At 34.9% G+C, this 26,023-nt stretch carries 21 protein-coding genes and 1 pseudogene; 20 read left to right on the top strand and 2 right to left on the bottom strand.

From position 1 onward, the window contains the following. Positions 1–356: 356 nt before the first annotated feature. The 11 genes from EHR_RS09720 to EHR_RS09770 all read left to right on the top strand — a co-directional run bounded on the left by EHR_RS09720 (position 357) and on the right by EHR_RS09770 (position 15,463). Positions 357–881: a hypothetical protein gene (locus EHR_RS09720; RefSeq protein ID WP_042969967.1), complete on the top strand. Its 525-nt coding sequence runs from the start codon at positions 357–359 to the stop codon at positions 879–881. Beyond that, entirely contained in the window at positions 874–2,595 is a 1,722-nt protein-coding gene (locus tag EHR_RS09725) for a sensor histidine kinase (RefSeq protein WP_010737758.1), read from the top strand. Before EHR_RS09720 ends, EHR_RS09725 begins: the two co-directional genes overlap by 8 nt. Continuing rightward, a complete protein-coding gene (locus tag EHR_RS09730; RefSeq protein WP_014834589.1) occupies positions 2,592–3,278 on the top strand; it encodes a response regulator in 687 nt (228 codons plus the stop codon). Before EHR_RS09725 ends, EHR_RS09730 begins: the two co-directional genes overlap by 4 nt. A gap of 104 nt (positions 3,279–3,382) precedes the next feature. Then, a complete protein-coding gene (locus EHR_RS13570) occupies positions 3,383–4,108 on the top strand; it encodes a helix-turn-helix transcriptional regulator (RefSeq protein WP_014834590.1) in 726 nt (241 codons plus the stop codon). 226 nt (positions 4,109–4,334) lie between these two features. Continuing rightward, positions 4,335–5,303 carry an ABC transporter permease gene (locus EHR_RS09740; protein WP_010718906.1) on the top strand — a complete coding sequence of 323 codons (969 nt, stop codon included), beginning with the start codon at positions 4,335–4,337 and terminating at the stop codon, positions 5,301–5,303. Positions 5,304–5,409: 106 nt separating this feature from the next. Next, complete coding sequence (locus EHR_RS09745) at positions 5,410–6,234, top strand: carbohydrate ABC transporter permease (protein WP_229065669.1); 825 nt, start codon at positions 5,410–5,412, stop codon at positions 6,232–6,234. 16 nt (positions 6,235–6,250) lie between these two features. After that, positions 6,251–7,690, top strand: coding sequence for an ABC transporter substrate-binding protein (locus tag EHR_RS09750; protein WP_010737755.1), 1,440 nt, complete (start codon positions 6,251–6,253; stop codon positions 7,688–7,690). A 72-nt stretch (positions 7,691–7,762) separates the two neighbouring features. Continuing rightward, positions 7,763–10,837: an alpha-mannosidase gene (locus tag EHR_RS09755; RefSeq protein WP_010737754.1), complete on the top strand. Its 3,075-nt coding sequence runs from the start codon at positions 7,763–7,765 to the stop codon at positions 10,835–10,837. A 105-nt stretch (positions 10,838–10,942) separates the two neighbouring features. Then, positions 10,943–13,066 (top strand): glycoside hydrolase family 3 N-terminal domain-containing protein, encoded by a 2,124-nt coding sequence (locus EHR_RS09760; protein WP_014834593.1) that lies wholly within the window; start codon positions 10,943–10,945, stop codon positions 13,064–13,066. Continuing rightward, a complete protein-coding gene (locus tag EHR_RS09765; protein WP_010737752.1) occupies positions 13,035–14,387 on the top strand; it encodes an alpha-L-fucosidase in 1,353 nt (450 codons plus the stop codon). Before EHR_RS09760 ends, EHR_RS09765 begins: the two co-directional genes overlap by 32 nt. 17 nt (positions 14,388–14,404) lie before the next feature. Then, complete coding sequence (locus tag EHR_RS09770; RefSeq protein ID WP_223603360.1) at positions 14,405–15,463, top strand: family 20 glycosylhydrolase; 1,059 nt, start codon at positions 14,405–14,407, stop codon at positions 15,461–15,463. A gap of 175 nt (positions 15,464–15,638) precedes the next feature. On the opposite strand, the gene EHR_RS09775 is transcribed toward EHR_RS09770, so the two are convergent. After that, on the bottom strand, positions 15,639–16,016 hold the full coding sequence (locus tag EHR_RS09775) for a YccF domain-containing protein (RefSeq protein ID WP_010718913.1): 378 nt from the start codon (positions 16,014–16,016) through the stop codon (positions 15,639–15,641). 274 nt (positions 16,017–16,290) lie between these two features. Here EHR_RS09775 and EHR_RS09780 point away from each other — a divergent pair, with 274 nt between their 5' ends. The 5 genes from EHR_RS09780 (at position 16,291) to EHR_RS09805 (ending at position 21,438) form a co-directional block, all read left to right on the top strand. Then, complete coding sequence (locus tag EHR_RS09780) at positions 16,291–16,740, top strand: PadR family transcriptional regulator (protein ID WP_014834596.1); 450 nt, start codon at positions 16,291–16,293, stop codon at positions 16,738–16,740. 246 nt (positions 16,741–16,986) lie between these two features. After that, complete coding sequence (locus EHR_RS09785) at positions 16,987–18,357, top strand: MFS transporter (protein WP_010737749.1); 1,371 nt, start codon at positions 16,987–16,989, stop codon at positions 18,355–18,357. A gap of 642 nt (positions 18,358–18,999) precedes the next feature. Beyond that, positions 19,000–19,752, top strand: coding sequence for a restriction endonuclease (locus tag EHR_RS09790; RefSeq protein ID WP_010718916.1), 753 nt, complete (start codon positions 19,000–19,002; stop codon positions 19,750–19,752). 229 nt (positions 19,753–19,981) lie between these two features. After that, positions 19,982–20,377 carry a hypothetical protein gene (locus tag EHR_RS09795; protein ID WP_010737748.1) on the top strand — a complete coding sequence of 132 codons (396 nt, stop codon included), beginning with the start codon at positions 19,982–19,984 and terminating at the stop codon, positions 20,375–20,377. 869 nt (positions 20,378–21,246) lie between these two features. Beyond that, on the top strand, positions 21,247–21,438 hold the full coding sequence (locus tag EHR_RS09805; RefSeq protein WP_010718919.1) for a hypothetical protein: 192 nt from the start codon (positions 21,247–21,249) through the stop codon (positions 21,436–21,438). Between the two features lie 236 nt (positions 21,439–21,674). Here the strand turns inward: EHR_RS09805 and EHR_RS13875 are convergent, their stop codons facing one another. Next, a complete protein-coding gene (locus tag EHR_RS13875) occupies positions 21,675–21,821 on the bottom strand; it encodes a putative holin-like toxin (protein ID WP_081186522.1) in 147 nt (48 codons plus the stop codon). A gap of 2,135 nt (positions 21,822–23,956) precedes the next feature. On the opposite strand from EHR_RS13875, the gene EHR_RS09810 reads away from it, so the two are divergent. From EHR_RS09810 to EHR_RS14785, 4 genes and pseudogenes are all read left to right on the top strand, one after another. Then, positions 23,957–24,307 (top strand): hypothetical protein, encoded by a 351-nt coding sequence (locus EHR_RS09810; RefSeq protein ID WP_010737745.1) that lies wholly within the window; start codon positions 23,957–23,959, stop codon positions 24,305–24,307. A 35-nt stretch (positions 24,308–24,342) separates the two neighbouring features. Continuing rightward, positions 24,343–24,756, top strand: a complete 414-nt coding sequence (locus EHR_RS09815) for a hypothetical protein (protein WP_167537607.1) — start codon at positions 24,343–24,345, stop codon at positions 24,754–24,756. Between the two features lie 139 nt (positions 24,757–24,895). Next, entirely contained in the window at positions 24,896–25,447 is a 552-nt protein-coding gene (locus EHR_RS09820; RefSeq protein WP_014834599.1) for a hypothetical protein, read from the top strand. A 236-nt stretch (positions 25,448–25,683) separates the two neighbouring features. Beyond that, positions 25,684–25,842, top strand: a pseudogene (locus EHR_RS14785) (tyrosine-type recombinase/integrase); the annotation flags it as partial. Positions 25,843–26,023 lie beyond the last annotated feature (181 nt).

The raw sequence follows: 26,023 nt of genomic DNA on the forward strand, positions 1-26,023 counted from the left end.
TGGGATACCTTTTTTAAAAGTTGAATCAATGCTTACTGTTTTGTTCGTAAAAAGAAAGAACATCCTATATTAGTTGGTCATATGAAGAAAAGAAAGAATGAGCAAAGAGAAAAATTAATTGAAATAGCCGTTATAAGAAAACGCTTTTATGTTAAGGTAGATACGTAAAATAGTACATTGGTTAGGGAGGGTATTCAAATGACAAGGGAAGAAAAAATATATGATGTAGCATCACAGATCATTTATGTAGTCATAAACAATCTTTTTTTATTGTTGTAAATTTACCGCTGTTTAGTTACCTTTATTTGATGATTTATCAAGGAGTTACTTTATATCTAATCTTATTGGGTCTCTTTATGATTCTGTTTGCTATTTCATTGATCGCACTATTTGAATCGCTGTATCAGTTTATTATTAAGAAACAGGAAAGCAATCTCCGATTTTTTTGGCGGAGCATCGCTAAGGCATGTTCTTGGGATAGTTTACCTGTCTATTTGCTCATCAGTTTGATTGCTTCAATAGGATTTCTCTTTTTTATGGTTGAACTTTCTCCAATTTTTTCTATATTTGTCATTATTTATGCTATTTTAGCGGTCTACGGGATGTTAATCCTTCCTTTTGCTATCATGGAAACGATCCTTTTCCAAAACACCTTTTTAAAAACGTTGTTGAATGCGATGATTTTATCTTTCCAGAAATGGCAATTACAGCTTTTTACGATTGCCTATCTGTTATTTGTTCTTTTATTGTTTCCACGCTCGCCAGCTATCTTCTTTTTTGTCGGTTTTAGTGGCTACTGCTACTTGTTTTTAACTTTTTATACACCATTTTTACAAACTCGGATAGCGAGTATTAAGGGATTGGATCAAAGAAATGACTAAAAGCATGACGAGGATTAAACATAACCTTTTGAAACACGCTTTTTATCGTTACATGTTGTGGATGAGTGTTAGTTTATTAGTATTATTCTTTATTATTTATCTCATCACAGTTTCTTTCCATCAAAAAAGAGATGAAAATCTAAAGGAAATCAACTTAAATTTTTATACAGAAATTATGATGATGAAAAATGCAACAGATAATATGTTGGCGCTTTTGTATGCGGAACAACCTGATTTGGAAGATTTGAGGCAAATTACTAATTTATCACTCGCAGAATACTATGAATACAAAACGACTACTTACATGAAACATGCCGGTTCAAAGTATAATGGAACCCAAAATTTTGTTAATCAGTCCTTTAAAATGAATGATTATTTGTCAACTGTAGTTATTTATCATGCGCAGACGAAACGTAGCGTAGTCTTCCAAAAAGATCAGACAACCACGATGAAAAAAGTGGATGAATTTCATTTAGCAGACCCAAACGATATCGAAAAGACAAAAAAGCAAATTTTTAAGATAAATAAGAATAGAAATCTGATTGGATTTCACAAAGAATTACATAAAGAAACAGATTTAAGTTACGCAGCAGATGTCTATTTTTATTATAATATTTCTCCATTATTTGAAAAGATTCATTATCAAGTGTTAAGAAACAACGGCAATATTCAAGTTTTCTACAAAAACAAGCCTATTCCACCGGAGATAAAACCAAAATATGTTCTAGACCAACGTCAAGCAGAACATTATGTGGTTACAGCCACGACAAAGTATGCCAATGTTTTTACAGAATATTCTTTGATCTATACTGTCTACTCTTTTTTTGCCATCCTTGTGTTTTTAGGTTTTTTCCCATTTCTATTTCAGTATTTGCAAAAAATAGAGGGAAGACTCTCTCAACTAACTCAAAAAATTACCAAAGTAAAAACAGGGAATTTTGACCCTGAAAAGTTCGCTCAATCAGACGACTATAAAAGTGATGATGCGATTTCTTTGATCTCTTCTAGTATTGATGAATTAGCGTATCAGTTAAATGACCAGATTCATCAAGTTTATAAAAGTAAGATTAAACAAAAGGATTATCAGATCCAAAGTATTCGGTCTCAGATCAATCCACACTTTCTTTACAATACGTTAGAAGCAATTCGAATGAAAGCAGAACTAAATGAAGATCACGCAGTGGCAGGAATGCTCTTAAATGCTGCAACATTATACCGTAAATTGATCAAGGGGAAAGATGTCATTTGTTTAGCGGAAGAATTGGAATATTGTGATGCTTATCTTAGTCTTTTTGAAATACGTTTTGAAGATGCACTATTTTATGATATCGTTTGTGATCCAAGTCTTGAATCTTTGCTGATTGAGAAATTTACGATCCAACCAATCATCGAAAATTTTATTCATCACGGGATTGATTCGCAACGCCAAGATAACTTCATCGAGATCCATTGTTTTGAAAAGGATGATCGGTTATACATTGAAGTAGTAAATAACGGAAAGCCAATTCCAAAAGTAGAAAAACAAAGAATCCAAAAACAACTTGCTCAAAACAGCCATGATCTGGAGATGACTGCCCCTACTGGCTTATTTGGGGTAGATTATCGAATCAAACAACGCTTTGGTCATCAGTATGGCGTAACATTTACTACGCAAGAAGATTATGTGAAATTTCAAATCACCATGCCTAAAAAAAGAGGAGGGGAGATCGTGTGAATGTTTTACTAGTTGATGATGAACCGTTAATCACAGAAGGAATTGAGAAACTGCTAAAAAAAACAACCGGTAACACAAAAAATTTCACGACATTTAAAACAACTTCCGGTATTGAAGCATTGAAAATCCTAAATGAGGTAGCTATTGATATTTTATTAACAGATATCAGAATGCCTGATATTGATGGATTGGCACTTGCTAAAAAGGCACGTTGTGTACAAAAACAAATAAAAATCATCTTTATCAGTAGTTATGATGATTTTAGTTATCTGAAACAAGCCATTCTCATTGGAAGCAGTGATTATCTTTTAAAACCAGTAGATCCTATTGAGTTAGCCACTACTTTTGGGAAGTTGACAAGAGAAATAAAAGAAGAAAAACTCTTTCAGCATTTGAAGAACAATCAACAGATTGATGTGTTTCGTGTCAATTTGTTGCGGAAATTGCTGCATCAAGAAATTTCGTCAACGGAATTAGCAAAATGGCAGGACATCCTTGAACCAATCACAGATTGGCAAAATTATACCATCACTTACCTAGAAGGTGCTTTTTATAATGATAAACTTTTTGAACGTGTTTCTGAGCAGTTATCGGTATTATTCGTCCAACCTTATAGCCTTTTATTGGAACCGAATAAACTTCTTTTGTTTTTTCTCCTAAAGAAGAACAACATTATCGGTTAAGTATTCAATATTTATGTGAGACATTTGATTTATTTGCGGTCATCGGTAGTGGCTGCCATTCATTAATTGAGATCACGCATTCTTATCGAAGTATTGAACCATTTATGGAAAGTAAAAATATCTTGGAAAACCCATTAGTCATTGATCTATTTCCTAAAACTACATTGATCAACGAATACCAACTAACGCAGAAAATTTATTTTAAAAGTTTAGCTTATCTTGAAAACCAATCGATTGAAGCATTCCAACAATTAGCTATTGCCAATATTGATCAATGGAAAGACCATCCGATTCAGTCGTTAGTATGTCATTACTTGCTGATCGCACTTCACAAAGGGATTGCTACTCTGGAAAAACAAGAACAAGCTTATCAAGAGTTACAACCATTGATCTACGCATTAAAGACAGCAGACAAATCAGTTTTTAAGAAAAAGATAGGTACGATCTGTTCAAAACTGACTGAAATAAGTTGTACCACAAAAAGTCATTCTCCAGTGATTGACCAAATCTTATATCTAGTCAATCAGGATTTCACGAAACGCTACTCTTTAAAATCATTAGCTGAGCGATTTCATATGAATCCAGCCTATCTTGGACAGCTTTTTTTAAAAGAATTGAATATGAGTTTTAGTGAATATGATAAAAAAATTCGTATGAGAGAAGCCAATCAGCGAATCAAAGAGAGTACGGAAAGAATTACTGTGATCGCAAAAGCCTTAGGATATGATGATATCAGTTTATTTTATCGTCATTATAAAAAAGAATACGGAATAACCCCCAATAAAGCACGCAAGTTCGAAAATGAAAGAGAGCCGTTGAACCTAAAATGAAAAATCATTCTTTTATCATTTTTTATGACTAAGAAAGGCGTAGCAAAACCAATAATGAAATCATGAATCATTTTTCGAGAAGAGTGATTTTCCAGACTCTTCTTTTTTGTGTCTTTATTACATACAAAAAATATTGTCTATAATTTTGCCAATAAATCTATAAAATCGCAAATTGAGAAAGCGCTTTATTTAATTTATGATAAACATAGATAAGGAGTTGAACAGGATGGAAGAAAAATTAGCAGCAACATTTGTCAAAAAGAAGCAGGAAAATCGTGTGTTAAAAACATTTAAAAAAAACCGACCTTTATTTTTCCTTTCTTTACCAGGAATCATTTGGTTTGCGATATTTTCCTATTTTCCACTTTTTGCGATTTTAGTGGCGTTTAAAGATTTTCGATTAAGTGGTAATTTTTTTGAGAGTTTTATGAAGAGTGATTGGGTCGCTTTTAAAAACTTTGAATTTATTTTTAAAAGTGGGAATGCTAGCCTGATTATTCGCAACACGGTTGGTTATAATGTGCTGTTCATTGTTATGGGAATCATCGTGCCATTGATCCTTGCATTATTGTTAAATGAAATTTTCAGTAAGCGACTATCAAAATTGTATCAAAGTGTCATGTTTATTCCTTACTTTCTTTCGATGGTCGTTGTCAGTTATATCGTATTTGCATTTTTGGACCCGACAAATGGGTTTATCAATCAGTTTTTGATAAGTATTGGGAAAGAGCCGATCCAATTTTATATGCAAGCAAAGTATTGGCCTTATATTTTAGTCGTTGTACAAATGTGGAAAACGATGGGCTACAATATGATTATTTTTTTAGCCGCAATATGCGGGTTTGATAAATCTTATTACGAAGCAGCTAATCTTGATGGAGCAACAAAATTCCAACAAATCTGGTATGTCACGATTCCTATGTTGAAACCCGTGATCATTATGTTGACGATTTTAGCAGTAGGGGGGATCTTTCGGACAGACTTCGGATTGTTTTATCAAGTGCCAAAAGATTCAGGGGCGCTTATCAATGTGACACAAACCATTGACACTTATATCTATCGCGGATTGTCGTCTATGGGAGATATCGGTTTATCGGCTGCTGGTGGACTGTTGCAGTCAGTAGTTGGCTTCTTTTTAGTGTTAGGAACCAACATGATCGTCAAAAAAATCGATAAAACACAAGGAATCTTTTAAGGGAGGAAAAAAGAGTGGAAGCAAAAAAAACACTAGGTGAATCTTTGAACCGATTTGGACGAATCAGTAAAAAAATAACCTTTTGATTAGTCTGGGTTTAGGGATATTGACCTTTTTAACTGCTGTTCCTTTTATTTTAGTTTGTATTATCGCCTTTACTGATTCAGAATCGATCCAACGAAACGGGTACCGACTGCTACCTGAAAAATGGAGCCTAGCAGCTTTTCAAGCAATTTTTGAAGAAGGAGCGATTTTTTCCGCTTTCGGTACAACGATTTTCATTACGATCATTGGGACCGTCATCGGTGTGTTTTTAATGTCGACCTTTGCGTATACCCTTTCTCGAAAGACTTACGCTTATCGAGGGTTTTTATCAAGGTATTCTTTGATACCCATGTTGTTTAGCGGTGGGATGATTGGTAATTACATTGTGGTTGTGAATGTTTTAGGGTTGAGGAACTCTATCTGGGCATTGATTTTACCTTTGTGTATGTCCACGTTTTCAATCATGGTTTTGAAAACGTTTTATCAAATGTCTGTCCCAGAAGCATTGATTGAATCAGCATATATCGATGGTGCCAGTGAGTGGTTGATTTATTTTAAAATCGTACTTCCGTTATCGTTGCCAGGTATCGCAACCATTGCCTTATTCTTAACCTTAGGCTATTGGAATGATTGGTTTTCAGCATTACTTTATACCGATAATAATCAATTGGTACCGTTACAGTATTTGTTGATGAAGATGGAGAATAATATTGAATTTATTGCAAACAATGCTGGAAAAATGGGGATGACCCAAACCGGCGCTTTACCCACTGAAACGATCAAAATGGCGGTGGTAGTAGTAGCTACTTTACCGATCTTGATTGCATATCCTTTTTTTCAAAAATATTTTATTGGTGGTTTAACTGTTGGCGCAGTGAAAGAATAGTATAGGAGGAAAAATAATGAAAAAATTTGTATTGCTAGGAGCTGCATTATTAGCAGGAGGTCTTTTAACAGGATGTTCAAGTAACAAAACCAGTAATGCGAGTGAGTCTGGTACGGTGGATCTTACTTGGTACATAACGGGTATTCCACAAAAAGATGTGGCAAAAGTGAATGAGGCGGTCAATAAGTATACAAAGGACAAATATAATGTCACAGTGTCTCTTAATCAAATTGACTGGGGTGAATATGACCAAAAGATGAGCGCACTGGTCAATGCCGGAGAAAGCTTTGATATCGCATTTACTGCTTCTTGGCTAGGAGGATTTAATTATTTAACCAATGCTCGAAAGGGCGCATTGTACGATATCACAGAATTACTTGATAATGAAAACCAAGGATTAAAAGCTGAAATCTACGAGAATTTTTGGAAAGGTTCCACCATTGATGGAAAGATATATGGGGTACCAGCGCAAAAAGAAATTGCTGCTACGGAATATTTTGTCTTTAATAAAGAACTAGTTGATAAATATGATGTTCCGTATGAATCAATCAAAACCTATGATGAACTTGAACCATGGCTCAAAACGATCAAGGAAAAAGAAGGAATCAATCCTTGGTACATGTCTGAAGGCTACCGAAATCCTTATAAATTCGATGAATTATCGACATCCGTTGGGATCAACCTTGAAGGAGATGAAGGGAAGATCGTCAATTATTATTTTGAGAAACCATACGTTGAACGGGTTGAAAAAGTGAGAGATTTTATGAAAAAAGGCTATGTCAATAAAGATGCAGCACTGGCAAAACAAACCGATATTGTTGGGAAAGAATGGTTTGTTACTTCAACCGTGATGGGACCACTTGATACAGCAACAGTCAAAGACCAAGTGAAAAAAGATGTAGTGGTAACGCCTATGGTAGATTCAATTGTGACGAATGCTTCAGCAATGGGTGGCGGTACGGTGATCAGTGCGAACTCGAAACATCCAAAAGAAGCGATGAAGCTATTAGAAGCTGTGAATACCGATGAAAAATTGATGAACCTCTTATCCTATGGTATTGAAGGAACACATTATGAAAAAACTGGGGAGAAGACAATCAAATGGTTAGATGCTCATAGCAATTATACGATGCCATTTTATATGTTTGGGAATTACTTCAATCTTTATCACCAAGAAGGTGCACCAACAGACGAATGGGAAGTGTTGAAATCTTATAATGAGCAAGCAGAAGCATCCCCAGCACTTGGATTCAACTTTGACACGAAAGCTGTGACAACGCAACTTGCTGCTTTGAATAACGTACAAGAAGAATTTAAAGCATTGATCAACACTGGCTCAGTTGAAACACAAGAGAATTTGAATAATATGAAGAAAAAAATGAATGCGGCTGGACTAGATGAAATTATCACGGAAATGCAAACACAATATGATAGTTGGAAAAAAGAACAAAAATAATACAGATAGTACAAGCCAGGAGCTCAATTTTTTTAGTTGTTTCCTGGCTTTTCACTAGAAAAGAGGAATAGTGTGAAAAAATTACTAGAATTTGAACGTGTGCAACGAATCATCATAGAGTTAAAAAAGAACATGATCAAAACTGCGATACCTGTTGAGAATTTAGTTTTTCATTCTGAAACGGGGACAAAAGAATTTGAAAGAGGTGCTTATTTTGGCGAAAAAAATCAGTACTATACAATTGCAGGAGAACTCTGTTTACCAAATGAATTTCAAAATCAAACAGTCGATTTAGCAATCTTTTCTTCACTAACTGAATGGGATTCAACGACAAACCCTCAAATAAAAGTGTATTTTGATGATCAGCTGATCCAAGGGTTAGATGTTAACCATACGACTTTGCGGTTACCCAAAGAATATGCCTCAAGAGATCGGATTCCATTGCAAATCGAGGTTTTTTCAGGTCGGGAGGAAAAAAAATATCCTTTGACGGTTGAGCTAAGGCTGATCGATCCTTTGTCTTATGAACTCTATTACGATTTGTTCGTGATATTGGATAGTTGGCGATCGCTAAACGAGCATGACTCGAATTATATCTATTATGAAAGAGAATTAGGACAAGTAGTTGATCAATTGAATTTTTATAGACCTTATAGCTCAGAATATTATCAAGGATTAATGAAAGCAAAAGAACACTTAGAACGTGCATTTTATCAAGCAGGCTTAGTAAAAAATGCTCCTCGTGCCTTGGTTGTTGGTCATACACATATCGATTTGGCTTGGTTATGGACAGTGATGCAGGCGGTTGAAAAGGGAGAACGTAGTTTTTCGACTGTATTGAAATTAATGGAGGAATATGATGAACTGACTTTCATTCAGAGTCAACCACAAATGTATCAATTGATCAAAGATACCTATCCGCAACTATATGAGAAAATCAAAGAAAAAATTGTTGCAGGCAAGTGGATTCCAGAAGGGGCTATGTGGGTAGAAGCAGATTGTAATCTTGCTTCAGGTGAATCATTGGTCCGTCAATTTCTTTATGGGAAACAATTTATACGCGAAGAGTTTGGTCAAGAAAGTCAAATTTTGTGGTTACCAGATGTTTTTTGCTATTCTGCAGCTTTACCGCAAATTTTGAAAAAAACAAACACGCCCTATTTCATGACAACAAAACTTTCTTGGAATCAATTCAATCAGATCCCTTATGACAGCTTTTTTTGGCAAGGAATCGATGGTAGCCGAGCGCTAACTCATTTTATTACGACAATCAGTGACGGTTATAGCCCGACACCTTATTATACGACTTACAATGGACTACTCGATCCTTATACGGTGAAAGGAAGTTGGGAACGCTACTTAGATAAGGATGTCAATGACAGTATTCTGATCGCTTATGGTTATGGAGACGGTGGTGGAGGACCAACACGAGACATGTTGGAAACGTTGAAGCGTATGAAAAAAGGTTTGCCGAGTATGCCCCAAGTCATTGAGAGCGCAGCGATTGATTTTTTTGAAGAACTCTCCAAAAAAATGGTCAAGCATCAGGAAAAAGAGTGGCTCGGAGAACTGTATTTTGAATACCATCGAGGAACATACACTTCAATCGGGAAAAACAAGCGCAACAATCGATTTGGTGAAACGTTATTACAGACAGTTGAAAAATTATATAGTATCTTTGCCCGAGAAAAATATCCAGCTGAAATGTTGGAAAAATTATGGAAACAATTATTGTTAAATCAATTCCATGATATTCTTCCAGGAAGCGGAATCAAAGAAGTTTATGATCAGACAGATATTGATTATCACGAACTTTTCACTGAAATGAACCAATTAATTGACACAGTGTTGCCAAGTCACGATGCAGGACAGTTTCTTTATCTGTTCAACCCTAGCGGAGTAAGTGAACAAGTCATCGTTCCATTACCACTGGAATCAGGAGAATGTCTGGAACATCAAGGTCAGTCGATTGTCAGCCAAAAAACGTATGATGGACAATTCTTAGGACGATTCGATCATTTACCTGCTCTCGGTGGGAGTTATTACACTATTGTAAAATCAGATCGTGAAGTCACGACTAAAACGGAAACCACTCCTTTAACTAAGCAATACGAGACACAAGACTTTAGTCTTTTATTCGACGAACACTATCGTATGATCAGTGCATTCGATAAAAAGAACCAACGAGAAATCGCTGGTAAGAAAGCAGTGAACGAACTACTGGTTTACGAAGATCTGCCTTTAAATTATGATGCATGGGACATTGACTTTTACTATAAAAATAAACCAACAATCATTACCGATATTCAAGAAGCATTGATTGTTGATCAAGGTCCGATTCGGGATACGTTGAAAATCGTTAGAAAGTTTTATGATTCGACTATTACGCAATACATCCATTTGATTCACGGAAAAGCACGAATCGCTTTTGAAACGAAGGTTGATTGGCAGCAAAATCATAGTCTCCTTCGAGCAGAGTTTCCAGTGCCTGTCAATGCCTATCAAGCGACTTATGATATCCAGTTTGGCAATCTACAACGACCGGCGCATAAAAATACTTCTTGGGACAAAGCAAAGTTTGAAGTATGTGGTCATAAATGGGTCGATCTATCCGATGATGGCTATGGGATTTCATTATTGACAGATTCAAAGTATGGCTTTGATGCTCAATACCAACATTTAGGAGTCTCATTGATCAAATCTGCCACAGACCCTTATGAAACAGCAGATCAAGGAAATCATCAGTTCACCTACTCGCTTTATTGCCATGCTCAAACGTGGAAGGAAGCGAAGACCCAAGAAGAAGCTCGTCAATTAAATATCCCTTGTTTGGCTGTTCGTCAAGAACAGAAAACTTTACCAGAAGGTTCGTGGGTGAACTGTCAAGAACGAAACATTTGTCTGGAAACCTTAAAGAAAGCTGAAACGGATGGATCCATCATTATGCGGGCTTATGAATTTGAAAATCGCCAAACAACAACGGTCTTAAAATTTTCTCAGCCAATTCAACATGTACAGATTTGCGATCTATTAGAAAATCCAATTGAAACGGTCGCTTTAGATAATGATCATGAAGTTACTGTGGTGTTCAAACCTTACGAGATCCATACCTTCAAAATCCAATTAAAGGAGCAGAACGATGGGTGATTTGCAAAAATTGTTGGAAAAAATGACACTAAAAGAAAAAGTTGGACAATTGAATCAACGATTGTATGGCTGGCAAGTCTACGAAAAAAAGACGGAAAGCTTTTTTTGACGGACTATTTCAAAAATGAAGTGAAAAAATATGGCACAGTCGGTGTCATTTATGGGGTATTTCGTGCCGATCCTTGGTCTGAAAGAAATGAGCTGACTGGATTAACAACCAGTGAGGCACAAGAAGTCAGTCAGATGATCCAACAATACATGAAAAAAGAAACCCGTTTAAAAATCCCGGTCTTATTATCCGAAGAATGTCCCCATGGGCATCAAGCCTTAGAAGCCACCACACTGCCAACGAATTTTTCAGTGGGATGTAGTTGGAATCCAGAACTTTACCAACAATTGCAGGAAGTCGTGGCTGCGGAGTTACAAGAAAAAGGAGCTCATCTTGGACTGATTTCGACTTTAGATCTATTAAGAGATCCACGCTGGGGCAGAACAGAAGAATGTTTTAGTGAAGATCCGTATCTAACAGCGGCCTTTACCCAAGCAGCTGTAACTGGTTTACAAAAAGAACAAAAAATTAAAGCTGTGTTAAAACATTTGGCTGGTCAAGGAAACGTCATGGGAGGACATAATTCTGGTCCAGTGGCAATCGGAGAGCGTGAGTTAAGGGAAATCCATTTACCCGCCATTCGAGCAGGAATTAAAGCTGGCGCAAAAGGCTGTATGGCAGCGTATAACGATATTGATGGTGTATTTTGTCACACGAATCCCCATTTGTTACAAGAAATTTTACGAGAAGAATATGGGTTTTCTGGAATCGTCATGGCCGATGGTTGTGCATTAGATCGAGTGGCAGAAACTTGTGGCGATCCATCAATGGCTGCAGCCAAAGCCATCTCTAGTGGAGTTGATCTTAGCTTATGGGACGAGGTGTTTCCTTATCTAGAACAAGCAGTGGCTATTGGGCTGGTAAGTGAAGAAGTGATTGATCGTTCTGTTTTAAGAATTCTTGAGTTGAAAAGCGAATTAGGTCTTTTCTCTAGCCAAAGTTCACCGAAAGTTTCTTTTACTTCGGCACAAAAAGAAACGTTGTGTACAGCTTTGGCAGAAGACAGTCTAGTATTGTTGAAAAATGACAATATATTACCTTTGAAAAAAGAGAAATTAAATCAAATTGGAGTTGTAGGACCTCATGCGAATAATATCTATCATCTATTAGGTGATTACACGCCTTTTAAAAAAATAGCATCATGTTGCAATCTATTGCAGGGGATCGAAGAGCACACGGCAAATTCAACTACCCAATTGGCTTTTGCTCAAGGCTGTCAGATCACAACTGATCTACCTCAAGGACTAGACGAAGCAAATCAAGTAGCTGAAAATGCAGATGTCATTGTCGTGACTTTAGGTGGGTCCAGTGCCAGAGATTTTTCAACGGCTTTTGCTAAAAATGGCGCTGCATTACAGGGATCACAAGAAATGACTAGTGGGGAAAATATTGACCTAGCCTCGATCGAACTACCGGAATGCCAAATTAAACTAGTCAAGGAATTAGCAAAACATGGAAAACCAGTCATTGCCGTTTTGATTGAAGGCCGACCTCATAGTATCTCAGCGATTGAACCATATGTTTCAGCGATTCTTTTCGCTGGCTATCCAGGACAATACGGAGGAAAAGCGATCGCGAATGTTCTTTTTGGAAAAAATCCGAATGGTAGATTAGCGTTTACGATTCCCGAGCATTCAGGTCAATTACCCGTTTATTATAACTATCGAAATACTCAATTTAAAGAAACGTATACCGATTATCCTGAAAAGCCAATCTATCGTTTTGGCTATGGCTTAAGCTATACATCGTTTGAATTGACCGATGTACTCTTTACCGATCATCAAGATCATTCGATTAAGGTTTCTTGTCGATTGAAAAACACAGGTAATCATAGTGGAGCAGAGACGATTCAAATTTACGGGAAAAAACAACAAGGTTTTATTCCCCCACGAGAAAAAGAATTGCTCGCATTTAAAAAAGTACATCTAACCCCATTGGAAGAACGAATGATTGAAATTATCCTAACAAAAGAACAGTTATACTATTTAGATGAAACGTTTAAAGAAGTATTGCCAAGAGAAGTTCATTTGACAGTTGAAACAGTTACCTTTAAACAAAGTATTCAATTATTTAGAAAGGTTGATGATCATGAAAAAAGCACATGGTGTATCCGCAGTTGAACAGGAAAACGAAGACCGTAAGCTGCGAAAAGACATTGTCGAAAACCATCAAAGCGAAACAGATCATTACCAGGAGTTACCCGCTAATATCCAAAAAAAACTCGATTGGTTTCAAGATCAAAAACTGGGCGTGATCTTTCATTGGGGGCTGTATAGTATTCCCGGTATTGTAGAGTCTTGGCAATTGTCACAAGAAGACAGCTGGGCAAGAAAAATACCTTGGCGCACGAACATGGTCGAATTACGAGAAGATTATTGGGGGTTGATCCATAGTTTCAATCCTTATAAGTTTAAACCAACTAAGTGGGCAAAGCTGTGCCGACAAGCTGGTTTTCGCTACATGATTTTTACAACAAAACATCATGACGGCTTTACAATGTATGATACAAAGTATTCGGATTATAAAGTAACTGCAGCGACATGTCCCTACCATAAAGCGCCTCAAGCAGACATTTTTAAGGCAGTTGTTACTGCTTTTAGAAAGGAAGGACTAGCGACAGGTGCTTATTATTCAAAACCAGATTGGCATAGCTCTTATTATTGGTTGCCAGAAAGAGAAGCGACTGGGCGATATGCAAATTATAACCCAAAAGAGTTTCCTGAAATCTGGCAGAAATATGATCGGTTTGTTACGAATCAACTCATTGAAATTAGTCAAAATTATGGCCAACTTGATATCTTATGGTTAGATGGAGGCTGGGTGAATCAGGGGAATGAACAACTGGATATGGAAAGAATAGCGAGTGAAGTTCGGCATTCTCAGCCAGATCTCTTGATTGTCGATCGAACCATTGGCGGGGCCTATGAGAACTATGTGACACCAGAAAGAAAAATACCTGAACAACCACCAGTCAAAGTATGGGAAAGTAATATCCCATTAACCAAAAATTGGGGCTATTGGCCAAATGATGAGTATAAAGAAGTAGCAGAAGTTATTCTATCATTCGTCCAGATCGTTGCAAAAGGAGGAAATCTACTACTAGGAATCGGACCTAAACCAAATGGAGAGTTACCTACAGAAGCGGTAGCGATTTTAGAAAGACTAGGCGATTGGTTGGAAAAATATGGTGAAGGAATCTATGAGACAAGAGCAGTACCGTTTGATTCCCCTGAAGGCTGGTATGTGACCCAGAAAAATGGCGATTATTACTTTTTTTATAAAGAAAACGCTTCATCTTTATTGCTGTCTGAGGTAGGATTGGATTATAGAAACTTTACCATTCAAGAACTGTCTGAAAAAAATCAGGTAATGGGATCAGAAACTTTAGTACCAGGAAAAACGATAGAGGGCATTGGTTGTTGGCAACTAATGGCAGAATAAGGAGTGGATGCTGCTTGATGAATGAATCAAACAAGCCAATATCTGTTACAAAAGCACCTTCTTTAAAAGAGCGTGGCGTGATTTTAGATATTGGACGTAAATTTTATTCAATAGATTTTCTAAAAGAACTTGTAGACTACATGGCTTCATTGAAAATGAATGCTTTGCAACTTCACTTTTCTGATAATGAAGGATTTCGGTTGGAATGCGAAACAATTCCAGAAATCACATCAGAGAAATTTTTGACGAAACAGGAAATGACGGATTTGATTGATTATGCGGAGCAAAAGGGGATTTCTGTGATTCCAGAGTTTGATAGTCCTGGTCATTTGCAACGGTTGTTGGCAATCTATCCACAATGGCAAATGGAGCGAAAAGGCGAGGATTCTTTGATTTTTCCCACTAATCGAGCCCTTGATATCACCAAAAAAGATGCGGTCGCCATGATCAAAAAGATGATAAAAGAATATGCAGAGTTATTTCATCGTTCCGATTATTTCCATTTAGGGGCAGATGAATACATTGAATTTTCAGAGTTGGATAAATATCCTGCATTAAAAGCACAAGCAATCGCTGAATACCACGACCCAACTCGTCAGTATGATGTTTTCATCGACTACATCAATGAGTTAGCAGACTATGTCGAAACATTAGGTAAAAAAGCTAGAATTTGGAATGATGGTGTCTATAAAAAAGGACTGCTCATGAAAAGTAAATTAAAACCTTCTATTCAAATTACGTATTGGACAAAACATCAAGCAACAATGGCGACTGCGGGGGAATTTCTCACTCGTGACCATCAATTGATCAATGTCAACGATCAATTTTTCTATTTTGTTTTAGGAGAAGGTGCCAGTTATAAATATCCTACAGCTCAAAAGATTCAAGACAACTGGACGATTGATCAATTTCCTGAAAATCAACGATTAACAAACGAACAAATGAAAAAAGTACAAGGTGCCTATTTTGCTATCTGGAGTGACTACCCTGATGCTTTGACTGAAGAGGAAGTCTTAACGATGATTAAAGAACCATTAGCTGCACAACAGCAAATCATCTGGCACGAAACAATATGAACAATCAGTGATCAAAGAGGTGAATCTATAGTTGATGTTGTTTTCAATAATTGATCCTGGTGTTTCTTAAAAGTTGTCCAAACAAAAAAGCCGAAGATTTCAAAAATTGTTTCTTTTTTGACATTCTTCGGCTTTTTTAGATCTAGAAATTGTTACCAGGTTCTTAACTATCTAATCAATAATAAGATCTGGTTAGAACGATTCTCGTACCAAAAGGCATCAACGCTAATTTAGCTAATTTAAACGACTGTTTACCAAATGGAATACCAATGATTGTAATATAGAGTATAAGACCACTAATCACGTGGGCAATCGCTAATGGGAGTCCACTGATAATCAACCAGATGATATTGATAATTAAAGAAGTCCCACTATCGCTATAAATCACTTCTTTACCAAATGGGAAAAAGCTAAGAGTTGCCAGCTTAAAACATTGTAACCCGATTGGAATACCAATGATCGTTATACACCAAATGACTCCTGCTAAAAACCAACCAATCCCACCGATACAGCCTCCAAAAATAAACCAAATCAAGTTTCCTAACATTCTCATTTTAACACCTACTAAATTTTTTCCCATTATACCATGTAATGGTTCTTAGATTTCCTTTATTAAAGTTATTTAATTATGTGTTTTTTGTTTTGAATAAATGCTTTTTAATATTAATTATATATAAAAATAGTTATTTAATAGTGAACTAAGAACAGAAAGAATGTGAATGGCAAAGTGGGTTTGCTTAATTACCTTAATAAAGAAAAGTGATTGACTTATGCATCTTTTAGATATATCATTCTTGTATCTAAAAGATAGATAAGGAGGAAGAAACATGATGAATGAACTGTTTGTTCTAGGAGAATTGATGGAATCACCACAAAATGGTTATCACTTAAGAAATGCAATGCAGGCTTCTTTAGGTAAAAATCGCAAAGTCAGTTTTGGTGTTTTATACCCATTGTTAGACAAGTTGGCAAAAAATGGCTTAATCACTATTACTGTTAATGAAGAAGGCCGTACACAAAAGACTGCCAGTATTACTGATAAAGGACGTCAACGATTTTTTGAATTAATGAAACAAGACGTTCCCAGTGGCGCTCATACAGAAGAAATTTATTTAATCAAACTCGATTCGATGCAACATCTCTCATTAGACGAACAAAAAGAATTGTTAATGGTCTACATACGTGAAAAACAAATCACGGTTGACGAAATCAAGGGCTATTTAAAAAAACTAGACGAAGTAAAAAAATTGATCATTGGTATGCGACTAAAAAGTTAGAATTATTACTTGGAAAAGCCCAGTTAGCAATCCAGTGGGCAGAAGATTTCCTATCAGAACTACCTTATGTGGAAGAATAAGCATGATCTTGGTGTAGAACAAAACGTGACAGTTCTTAACATCAGGTCGATTTTAAAGCGTCATAAAAAAGCAACGATACTGTAACTTTTTATTAGTTACAGTCTCTTTTATACAAAAAAATATATATCTAAAAGATATATTAAGGGTGATATTTGGAGGAAGAACATGTCTCAACAAATCAAAATTGCCTTAGTAATGGCAATGAGTTTATTTATGGAAATATTAGATGGTACGATTGTTACAACAGCTTTACCCAAAATGGCGACCACTTTTTCAACAAGTATGTCGCAAATCTCACTTTTAATCAGTGCCTATTTAGTTACAGTGGCGATTTTTATCCCAATGAGTGGCTGGTTAGCCAATTATTTTGGTAAGAAAAAAATCTGGCTTCTGGCTGTTTTCCTATTCACCATTAGTTCATTAGGGAGCGCCCTTGCGCCTAGTTTTGGGGTTCTTTTAGGAATGCGAATGTTGCAAGGTTTCTCTGGAGCGTTGATGACACCTACTGCACGATTGATCGTTTTTGAAAAAACGCCAGTCGATCAACTATTAAAAATGACGAGTTATCTTGTTTGGCCAGCATTAATCGCACCTGCGATCGCTCCTATAATGGGTGGAGCAATCATTACCTATTTAAGTTGGCATTGGATTTTTTTGATCAATTTGCCAATCGGTATGTCGATCTTGATCCTAGGATATTCATTGATTCCGTCAGACCATGACCTGATCAAAAATAAATTTGATTGGCTCGGTTTTGTGGAAATGGAAATGGCATCCACCTTACTTGTAGTCGGTGCAGAATTATCTTCACGAGACGGTCTTTCATTTGAGATAGCAGGAATTGTGTGTATCGTGAGTGGAATAATATTTCTTTTGTTCACATATCAACATTTAAATAAAGTCGAACAACCCTTATTTTCATTAAAAGCCCTATCAAAAACTTCTTTTAGAATCGGCCAAACCAGTGGGGCAATCCTTTGGTTATCTGTCGGAGCGATGCCATACTTGTTGACGATCTATTTACAAAATATTTTTCATTGGTCAGCAATCGTTGCAGGAAGTTACGTTATTTTCATTTTTATTGGAAATATTGGGATCAAACCCTTCACGACATCGATTATTCGCTCATTTAACTACAAAGGGGCACTGATTGCGTCATTCCTCATGATTTTGAGTAGTTCTTTCTGTTTGTTTTTCATTGAAGCAACTACATTTCCAGCGATTATTATGTTACTAGCTTTTGCTTCAGGAATCGGGCGTTCACTCGCACTTACCGCATTTATGGGATTGAGTTTATCAGAAATTCCACCACAAGAACGCAATAGTGCCAATACATTGAATACAGTTGTCCAATCTTTAGCTCAAGGATTAGGCGTATCATTTATTACGTTGGTGATTCATTTATTGGAAATCCAGCTGTCGATTCCACTGGCTTATAGCCTAAGTTTTGCTGTTTTAGGGGCGCTAATGCTTCTGCCAATCATTGAAATCCTAAAAATCCCACAAACAATGGGCATAGCGACAATGAAGAAATAAATCTAAATATAGTAGACAGGTAGATGTATTAAAGAAAGATTTTAACTAAACGTACTTTACAATCAAAAAACTATTCAAAAATTAGCCCTTCGCTGACTTGATTGAGCGAGGGGGTAGTTTATGTAGCGTTTTACCGAAAAGCCACGTTGGTAGTAAGTTGAATAACGACACTTCGGTTCAAACAAACGCCAACTCTATTACAAATAAGCAAATCAAGGATCATAGATTAGTGAGTCAGTACACGCAGTTGTTTTAAGTAATTGGCTAAAAAACCTGAATGACTATTCTGATTTTTTGATCAACACAAGAACAAGTAACAATCCGATCTTTCCTAGTAGGGAAAATCCTTCATGTGACTCGGACACAAGTTAGCTTTCCTTAAAATATAATCGAGCCTTTTTGATAAAGTTTCTTTGAGTATAGGAGAGGAATGATACCCAGTAAACGATAGTTCAAATCAATGATAATCAACGAGAATGCCTAAAAAATCTGTAATCTTCACAATAGTTCTAGTAAGCGAAGTATCAACGGATTGATTCTTTTAATAAAAATTATTTAAAAATTTTTATTATATAACAAATTAATACTCTTGTTATTGATTTACAATGTAATTGTCAGAACGATAAGCGAGAGGAGAAAATAATGGTTTTTAAATTCTTACAAAAATTCAAAGAAGCCAATCAACTGGAAAGCAGCGCTCAAGAAGTGGTTTCCAAACAATACTTAGAAATAAGAAAAACGTCTTTTGTGCAAAAGAAAGATGAGAAGATCGTAATCGACTTTTTAAGTGACATGGATAAAGATTTCGGTAGTAGCCAAGATGATCGAGTGAGGCAAGGAGAACATTTTGAGCAATTTTTAGCAGCAGCTTTCCGATTAGCAGGATACGGGGTTGAGATAACGAAGAAAAGTTATGTCAAAGATCATCGTAAGTATGTGGGAGATGGGGGTGTCGATTTAATTTTGACGAAAGAAAAAAAGCGGATCGCGGTACAAGCAAAATCCAATCGCTTAAACGCAAAACCCACACCGACACTGATTGGACGTAAAGATATCACTAATTTTTCAGGAATTTCAAATAAAAATTGGGATAAAAAAATGTTTATCACCACTTCATTTTTTTATCAACAGGTCTATGAAGAAATTGAACAAAATGAAAAAGCAAAAGAAATCGAGTGGTATGATCGCTACGGGTTATTACAATTATTAAATCAAATCATACCAGATACGATGCTAAAATTTCAGCTTTTAAATTCTTTGCCAATGGGTATAAAAATATGCCCCAAATGTAGCGAAGGAATCATAATTAATTGTCGGAATGGAAAAACCGGCCATCTATTTAAAGCATGTTCCTTACATTGTGGTCATACAGAAAAGTTCAACACAACGGAATGATAGCATTAGTCAGCGATTCTTTTTCCAAAATCTCTACATATACTAATACAGTGATACTTCGATTGAATGGTAGTCAATACTACGGACGCTAAGACAGGGTTTATAGTTTAAAAAATCAACAAAAAAATATGTGATGAAGCCGTACTTGGGAATAATTCCCCGTCAATTTTTCAATAGAAAGAATAAACAGTTCAAACAAGTGATTAAGAAAGGACTCTAGAATGGATAAATGACAAAAATACTCAAAGTAAAGCAAATTGAAGCAATGAAATTTTATACGGATATCTATCGAGAAGCAAGTTCATTCAGAACCATGTGGGTAATCAAACCCTTTTATCTGTTTTTGTATATTATTAGTGCAGGGCCTATAGTGTTATTTACGGTAGTAATTTTGGGTAGTGTTTTTTTATATTTAACTGGAAATCATAATGCTTATAACAATATTGAAAATATTTTTTACCAATTTATTGTGGCAACAATTTTTATCTTATACTGTTGCTATAAAATATATCGAACAAAGCATGGTCGTCCTAAGAAATACCATAATTATTTATATAAACGAAAAGCCGAAAGAATGCTTGACGAACGAAGTATCAATCAATTGATTTTGATGTGGAATACTTGATCGAAAAGAAAGAAATACACGGAACCAAGATATTAAGTATTTACCAAAACTTTATCGTAGCTTTGTGTTTTCCTATCATGATCTATCTCATCCAAAATTTTTTTGAGAATGGCAGTATAAATTTTAGTATTTTTCTAATCAGTATTTTTACACTGATAATCATTTTTTTAATTTTTAAATCGAATGATTTATTTATACTAGTAAAAAATCTTTATGTCGAAGATTATTATATGCTTGTTCACGTAAAAAAAGAATTAGAATATATGAAGACAATCAAAATAGATCGGAACAATGAATAACGGTACTCATGAGTCTCGTGTAATCAATAGAAAAATAAACAGTACATAATCCTTTCTAAAATAGTAAAACCATCATTTTAGAAATAGGTTATATTCAATTTAAAGCTCAAACTCATCCTCGGATTGATATAGAGTGGAATAAGACTAAGGCTAGAGTGCGCGGAATAAATTGGTAAAGAGAGGGATATTAGATGAAGTATATCACTAAAAGTTGGTCATTTATTTCTTTTTAATCTTGCTAATCATTTTTGAATTAGTTAACACATATCTTATTTATCAGTTTCCTTTTTATGTACGAATAGGCATATTGATACTCATTGGGTGGGGATATGAAATAATCATAAGACGTTTTTTAAAACATTAACTATAAAAAACTATGGTAGAACATCATGAAAAAATACTATAAGATTATCTCTGATTTACGTTGAGCAACTTTAGAATCAGCGCTTAATACAGCATTTTCAAGAAAATAAGATAGAATTAAAAAAGGTTAGGCTGGCTTCCTACGAGAACTAGCTATAATGATGCTGGAATAGCTATAGCCGGAATAATATAGAGGAGTGAGTTTTCTTGTATAAAAACTGGAAAAAGTATACGAAAAACCATCCATACGCTAGTATTATCATTGTGGCGTTAGTAGCCAGTTTAATAGGTATTTTTATCGAATATTTACTGAATCGAGACTTTCTAAGAAGCGGCTTTGGGGTAACGTTGATTTTGATTATCGGACAGATAGTTGTTGTAAAGAAAAATAAGAAATAATTTACTGAAATAAAGTGTCGGGGTAAGAAGCGTTTTTGTAGTGTGAAAAATGATGAGTTTATGAAAGATTAAATGATGAATAATGAAACAATTGAACAAAAGAGAAAGGGTATGCTATAATAAACATGAAAAAAGGAACTGCGTCAACAGTTCCCTTTTGACAGCACCGCTAAAGACGGTGGCAAGTTATATAGTTATCTCAAAAAGGAGTAACCAATCTCTCGCTAAAGTGACGGTTACTTCTTTTTGTCGTTTTTGTGGGCTAAGGTTAGAATGCCAAAAATCAGTGTTGCGATCAAAGATCCAAAACTGATCATTAGCCCTAACGCTGCTTCCACAGACAAAAGGCGTCTCCTTTCTCTAAAGTTTGAGATTATGTGCATAAGCACCACCTCACTTTCAGATTGGATAGCCACCGTCATTAAACTTTACTGTCATAACTGATTATAGCCTATAGGATTTGTTATTATTACCTTAAAAATAAAAAACAACTGTTCTTTTGTTTTGAAAATTGGATAGAAGAATAAGCGTATGCTATAATGAAGATGAAAAATGGAACTGCGCGAACAGTTCCCTTTTGACAGCACCGTTTAAGAAGGTGGCTCAGTTTAAAAATAGTTACAAAAAAATAACCGTTCAAACTGGCTAAGTTTAAATTGCGGTTATTTTTTGTCGTTTTTGTGATTGCTGGTTGTCAGACCTAACGTTGCAAAAGCTATTACAAACATTAGCGCTTCAAAAACAGACAAGCTTATCCTTTCTAGGGAGCAAGTTACAAATCAACATAGGCCTCACCCCATTTCTATTGGGATTAGCCACCACATAAACTGTGCTGTCTCAACTATATATAGCATATAGACCTAGTTATTTTCTTGAAATTTCAAGTATAATTAGGTCTATTTTTTTGCTTAAAAATAAGAAACCAAGAGGGATTGTGAACTGAAAAAAGATCAAGAAAAAGGAGAAAAACAAAAACTTTTTATCCGTGAAAACGTAAGTATATTAGAATCGATGGAAGTTAAAGTTATTTAGTCAAATAAGAAAAATTAAAGTTGCTTTATAACATAAGAAAGAAACAAAATAAAATAAGATTAAGGGGAACAAAAATCAATGAAACAACCAATCCCGCAGAACAAAAGGTTTCTGCGTAAATCCATATCCCGTTTTGTGAGCATATCTGTTCATTACTGTAACTGGCTGACTAAAATTAGTTCTTTTATTTAAAAAATTCAAACAGTTATGACTTTAAAAACGTTTTTTATGACGAGGTAAACTAATAACATCGTTATTAGTTTACAGTTGTATCGTCATATAAGACAAATAAAATAATTGGGAGGATACATATTTTTAAATGAAAATTAGTATTACTTACATCTGATTTGGTTGTCTCTATTACTCCATCAATCTCGATAGGATCAAATGTATTTGCTAATGAAAATACAAAAATTTCGTTGAATCAATCAATAGACAGAACTATTACTGAATAAAAGCTTACTGAAGGATTCAGGCAATTATTTAATTTAAATATTGACGATTTAATCACTATTTTGAAACGATAAGAAATTGATCCATATACAATTTTTACTGCTAGCGAAATAGCATTACAAAGAAGAAAAGAGCTACTTAAGGCTAGGGTAAATAAAGTATTTAATTTCAATAACGAAACAAAAGATATTTATTTGAACTCTTATATTGCGACTACTGCAAAAACTGTTGGGCTTGCAACGATTGTACATTATGTAGGTTTAGGATAGCTCAAGCTATTAATGGTTCTATCGGAACTACTATTCATACAAGTAAAGGAATGATTATTCTTGTAAATAAACAACCAGGATGAAAATGGGGTTCGAATATTGATTGTTGAGTAATCATAAGTGTACGCAGCCAATAAAGTAAAGAAATCTTGATTGGATGGTGTTTTATATGAATTATTTATCTAAAATATGGCTATTTGTTCATTATTTAATATTACTAGTGATTTTTGAATTGATTAACATATTTATTATTTATTGTTTTCCTATTTATATGAGAATTGTAATACTTGTTCTCATTGCTTGGGGATATGAAATAATCGTAAGCCATTTAAAAAAAACATCGTTATAATCATAAGCAATAAAGAAATTGTTACATAAAATCATGAAAAAAAGACAACAGAATTATCGCTGATTGGTTAAACAATTGTTGGCCAAAAAACAAAAGAAATGATGAAGTACATAGTTAATGGGATAAGCATTAAATAACAAAAATTAGTTGATGTGGATAAAAATGGTTTGAACAATGAAGTCATATCTACGATTAAGATATGACTGTGACTACTAAAATGTGTTTAAAATAATGACTCAAATCCAAATGAAACTTTTATGAACATTAAAGAGTCGTTGTGGTACTTTACATTTGCGACGGCTAGAAAACTCTCTCCTTGTTTGGGTAGTTTTTATAGTTGTTGTGTTTTTTGTCTAGCTTTTTACTTTCCATAGGATAAGTAAAAAGCATTAAATGAAAAGGAGATGGATACTATATGAGAATAGGTAAACTGATTACTGCTGCTCTTGGTGTGGCGAGCATAGCAAATGAAGCACGTAGTTTAGGACACCAAAATCAAGGAAGGGAATTAGAACGAAATCCGTATGTAGAAAACTTGGGTAGAATTAATTTTTTACCTGATGACATTCATCCACACGAAGTTCAACACTCGAAACACAACAATGGGATGAACGCTGACCAAACCTCAAGACTACTAGACGAAATGCAAAGAGATGATCCAAGACACCCCTATTCAGCTCAAATATCTAAAAAAAATCTAAAAAATCTAAAAAAAATGATGAAATTCATCCACACAAAGTTCGACACTCGAAACACAATAATGTGATGAACACTGACCAAACCTCAAGACTATTAGACGAAATGCAAGTCGATGATCCAAACCCCTATTCAGCTCAAAAATCTAAACAATCACAAGAAATTGATGTAGAATTTTCAAAGCATCTCGAGGATCAAAAAGCTCATGACGGAGCAATTTATCAACTAGTGGAAAAAGAATCAGAATTTATCAAACTCTTAAACGGATACATTACTGAAAAACCTGCAGAAATTAATCAATTAAAATCATACCGTGAGCAGTCTGAAGAATTATGCAAAGAATTACGTCTTGTGAGGAATGATTTAAAAACTTTTGTGAATAAGACAGAACAGAAGATGGAATCGCTTGAAAAATATTTAAAAAATGATGGAATAGAGAATAGAACAGAAGTAGAAGAATATGAGTTTCGTTACATAATGGACTTAGACAATCTAAAAACAAAAAAGGGAGGCCAATAGTTTTTTAGCCAATTGTAGAAAGCTAACAAGATTCCTAAAAAATGAGATAAACTACCTGAGAACCCCTGCAGTGCATTCTCTTGAAACAGAAAGTCCTACTATTTTTTCACAAGAGTCTACAAAATCAAAAGGAACCCATTTGGGTAGCACTTATAAAACAACGATAAGTATGCCTGAAATAACGAATAAACCTACAACAGCGCTACCTACTCTTTCTCCACAAGAAGAATCTATAGCAATAAGATTTGAAGATCTTTCAAACAATTTCAACATGGCAACTAAAAATATAAAATATTTACGTGAACAAATTAATGAGTTCCATTTACAGTTACGCTCGAATAAGAAAATGTCTCCTAGTGATATTCAGCAGACAGAAAAAAATCTTAATATTTTTGAGAATATCATCCTTCCAACATTAAAGTGTGAAAAAACGAATATTCAATATGCAATAATTAATGAGAAAAATTGTATAGAGTTGCTTGTAAAAAAAGGAAAATTAAGCCCCTCGTTAGCAACAAAGTATACTGATGAATACAATAAACTCATTAATAACTTTGAACAATCTAATAACAGAAGAAATAAAAGAGGCCAGTCAATGAAACCTACTCTCTCAGAAAAACTAACAAATACTGCTATAAAAAATAACGAAGAATTTTCAAGAACTAAACGAGAGTCAACTTTTGAAAGGTAGTCTATAAAAAAGTGTGTAAACCCCCAGAGGTTGTATCAAGTGATGCAGAGTTTTTCAAATGGATAAACCTAAAGAAAAGAATGATTAAAAGAATTAGATTTAAAACGTACATACAACATAAAAGACAGAATGAAATAGCTAATAAGTTCAGCAATTGAGGAGATGCTTGTTGAATTACCATTTTTTAGGTCTTTTTTGATTAGCCACTGTATAGACCTTACTGTCTTTACCATTAAACTCATATCTCTTTATTGGCAGAAGCAGGCGTTCTAATTAAAGCGATCATGGAGCGAGTGGGTCATTCCAACATGAAAACAACTTTAGAAATTTATAACCAAGTAACCAATACAACCAAAGAAAAACTAGTCCAAGAAGTCGATTCTTGGATTTTTTAGTGGATTTGTTTGGAAAATACGGTTAGTATGCGTATATGAGAGGTTGTGAAAGCGATGGTTTGCTTCAAGAATTAAGAGCGAAAAATCGAAAATAGCTTTCCATATTTTTGAATTTTTTGAACTTAATTCCGTAGAAGCAATCGCTTGAACACCGTTTAAAGAAGGTCGAAAACAGGTACGA

The organism is Enterococcus hirae ATCC 9790, from assembly GCF_000271405.2.
In the GTDB taxonomy this organism is placed as follows: Bacteria; Bacillota; Bacilli; order Lactobacillales; family Enterococcaceae; genus Enterococcus_B; species Enterococcus_B hirae.

What these genes read in the sequence shown, in the direction of transcription:
- EHR_RS09720 (WP_042969967.1), top strand. Translation starts at nt 357, where the DNA reads ATGATTCTGTTTGCTATTTCATTGATCGCACTATTTGAATCGCTGTAT.
- EHR_RS09725 (WP_010737758.1), top strand. Translation starts at nt 874, where the DNA reads ATGACTAAAAGCATGACGAGGATTAAACATAACCTTTTGAAACACGCT.
- EHR_RS13570 (WP_014834590.1), top strand. Translation starts at nt 3,383, where the DNA reads ATGGAAAGTAAAAATATCTTGGAAAACCCATTAGTCATTGATCTATTT.
- EHR_RS09740 (WP_010718906.1), top strand. Translation starts at nt 4,335, where the DNA reads ATGGAAGAAAAATTAGCAGCAACATTTGTCAAAAAGAAGCAGGAAAAT.
- EHR_RS09750 (WP_010737755.1), top strand. Translation starts at nt 6,251, where the DNA reads ATGAAAAAATTTGTATTGCTAGGAGCTGCATTATTAGCAGGAGGTCTT.
- EHR_RS09765 (WP_010737752.1), top strand. Translation starts at nt 13,035, where the DNA reads ATGAAAAAAGCACATGGTGTATCCGCAGTTGAACAGGAAAACGAAGAC.
- EHR_RS09770 (WP_223603360.1), top strand. Translation starts at nt 14,405, where the DNA reads ATGAATGAATCAAACAAGCCAATATCTGTTACAAAAGCACCTTCTTTA.
- EHR_RS09775 (WP_010718913.1), bottom strand. Translation starts at nt 16,016, where the DNA reads ATGAGAATGTTAGGAAACTTGATTTGGTTTATTTTTGGAGGCTGTATC.
- EHR_RS09780 (WP_014834596.1), top strand. Translation starts at nt 16,291, where the DNA reads ATGATGAATGAACTGTTTGTTCTAGGAGAATTGATGGAATCACCACAA.
- EHR_RS09785 (WP_010737749.1), top strand. Translation starts at nt 16,987, where the DNA reads ATGTCTCAACAAATCAAAATTGCCTTAGTAATGGCAATGAGTTTATTT.
- EHR_RS09790 (WP_010718916.1), top strand. Translation starts at nt 19,000, where the DNA reads ATGGTTTTTAAATTCTTACAAAAATTCAAAGAAGCCAATCAACTGGAA.
- EHR_RS09795 (WP_010737748.1), top strand. Translation starts at nt 19,982, where the DNA reads ATGACAAAAATACTCAAAGTAAAGCAAATTGAAGCAATGAAATTTTAT.
- EHR_RS13875 (WP_081186522.1), bottom strand. Translation starts at nt 21,821, where the DNA reads ATGCACATAATCTCAAACTTTAGAGAAAGGAGACGCCTTTTGTCTGTG.
- EHR_RS09810 (WP_010737745.1), top strand. Translation starts at nt 23,957, where the DNA reads ATGAGAATAGGTAAACTGATTACTGCTGCTCTTGGTGTGGCGAGCATA.
- EHR_RS09815 (WP_167537607.1), top strand. Translation starts at nt 24,343, where the DNA reads ATGCAAGTCGATGATCCAAACCCCTATTCAGCTCAAAAATCTAAACAA.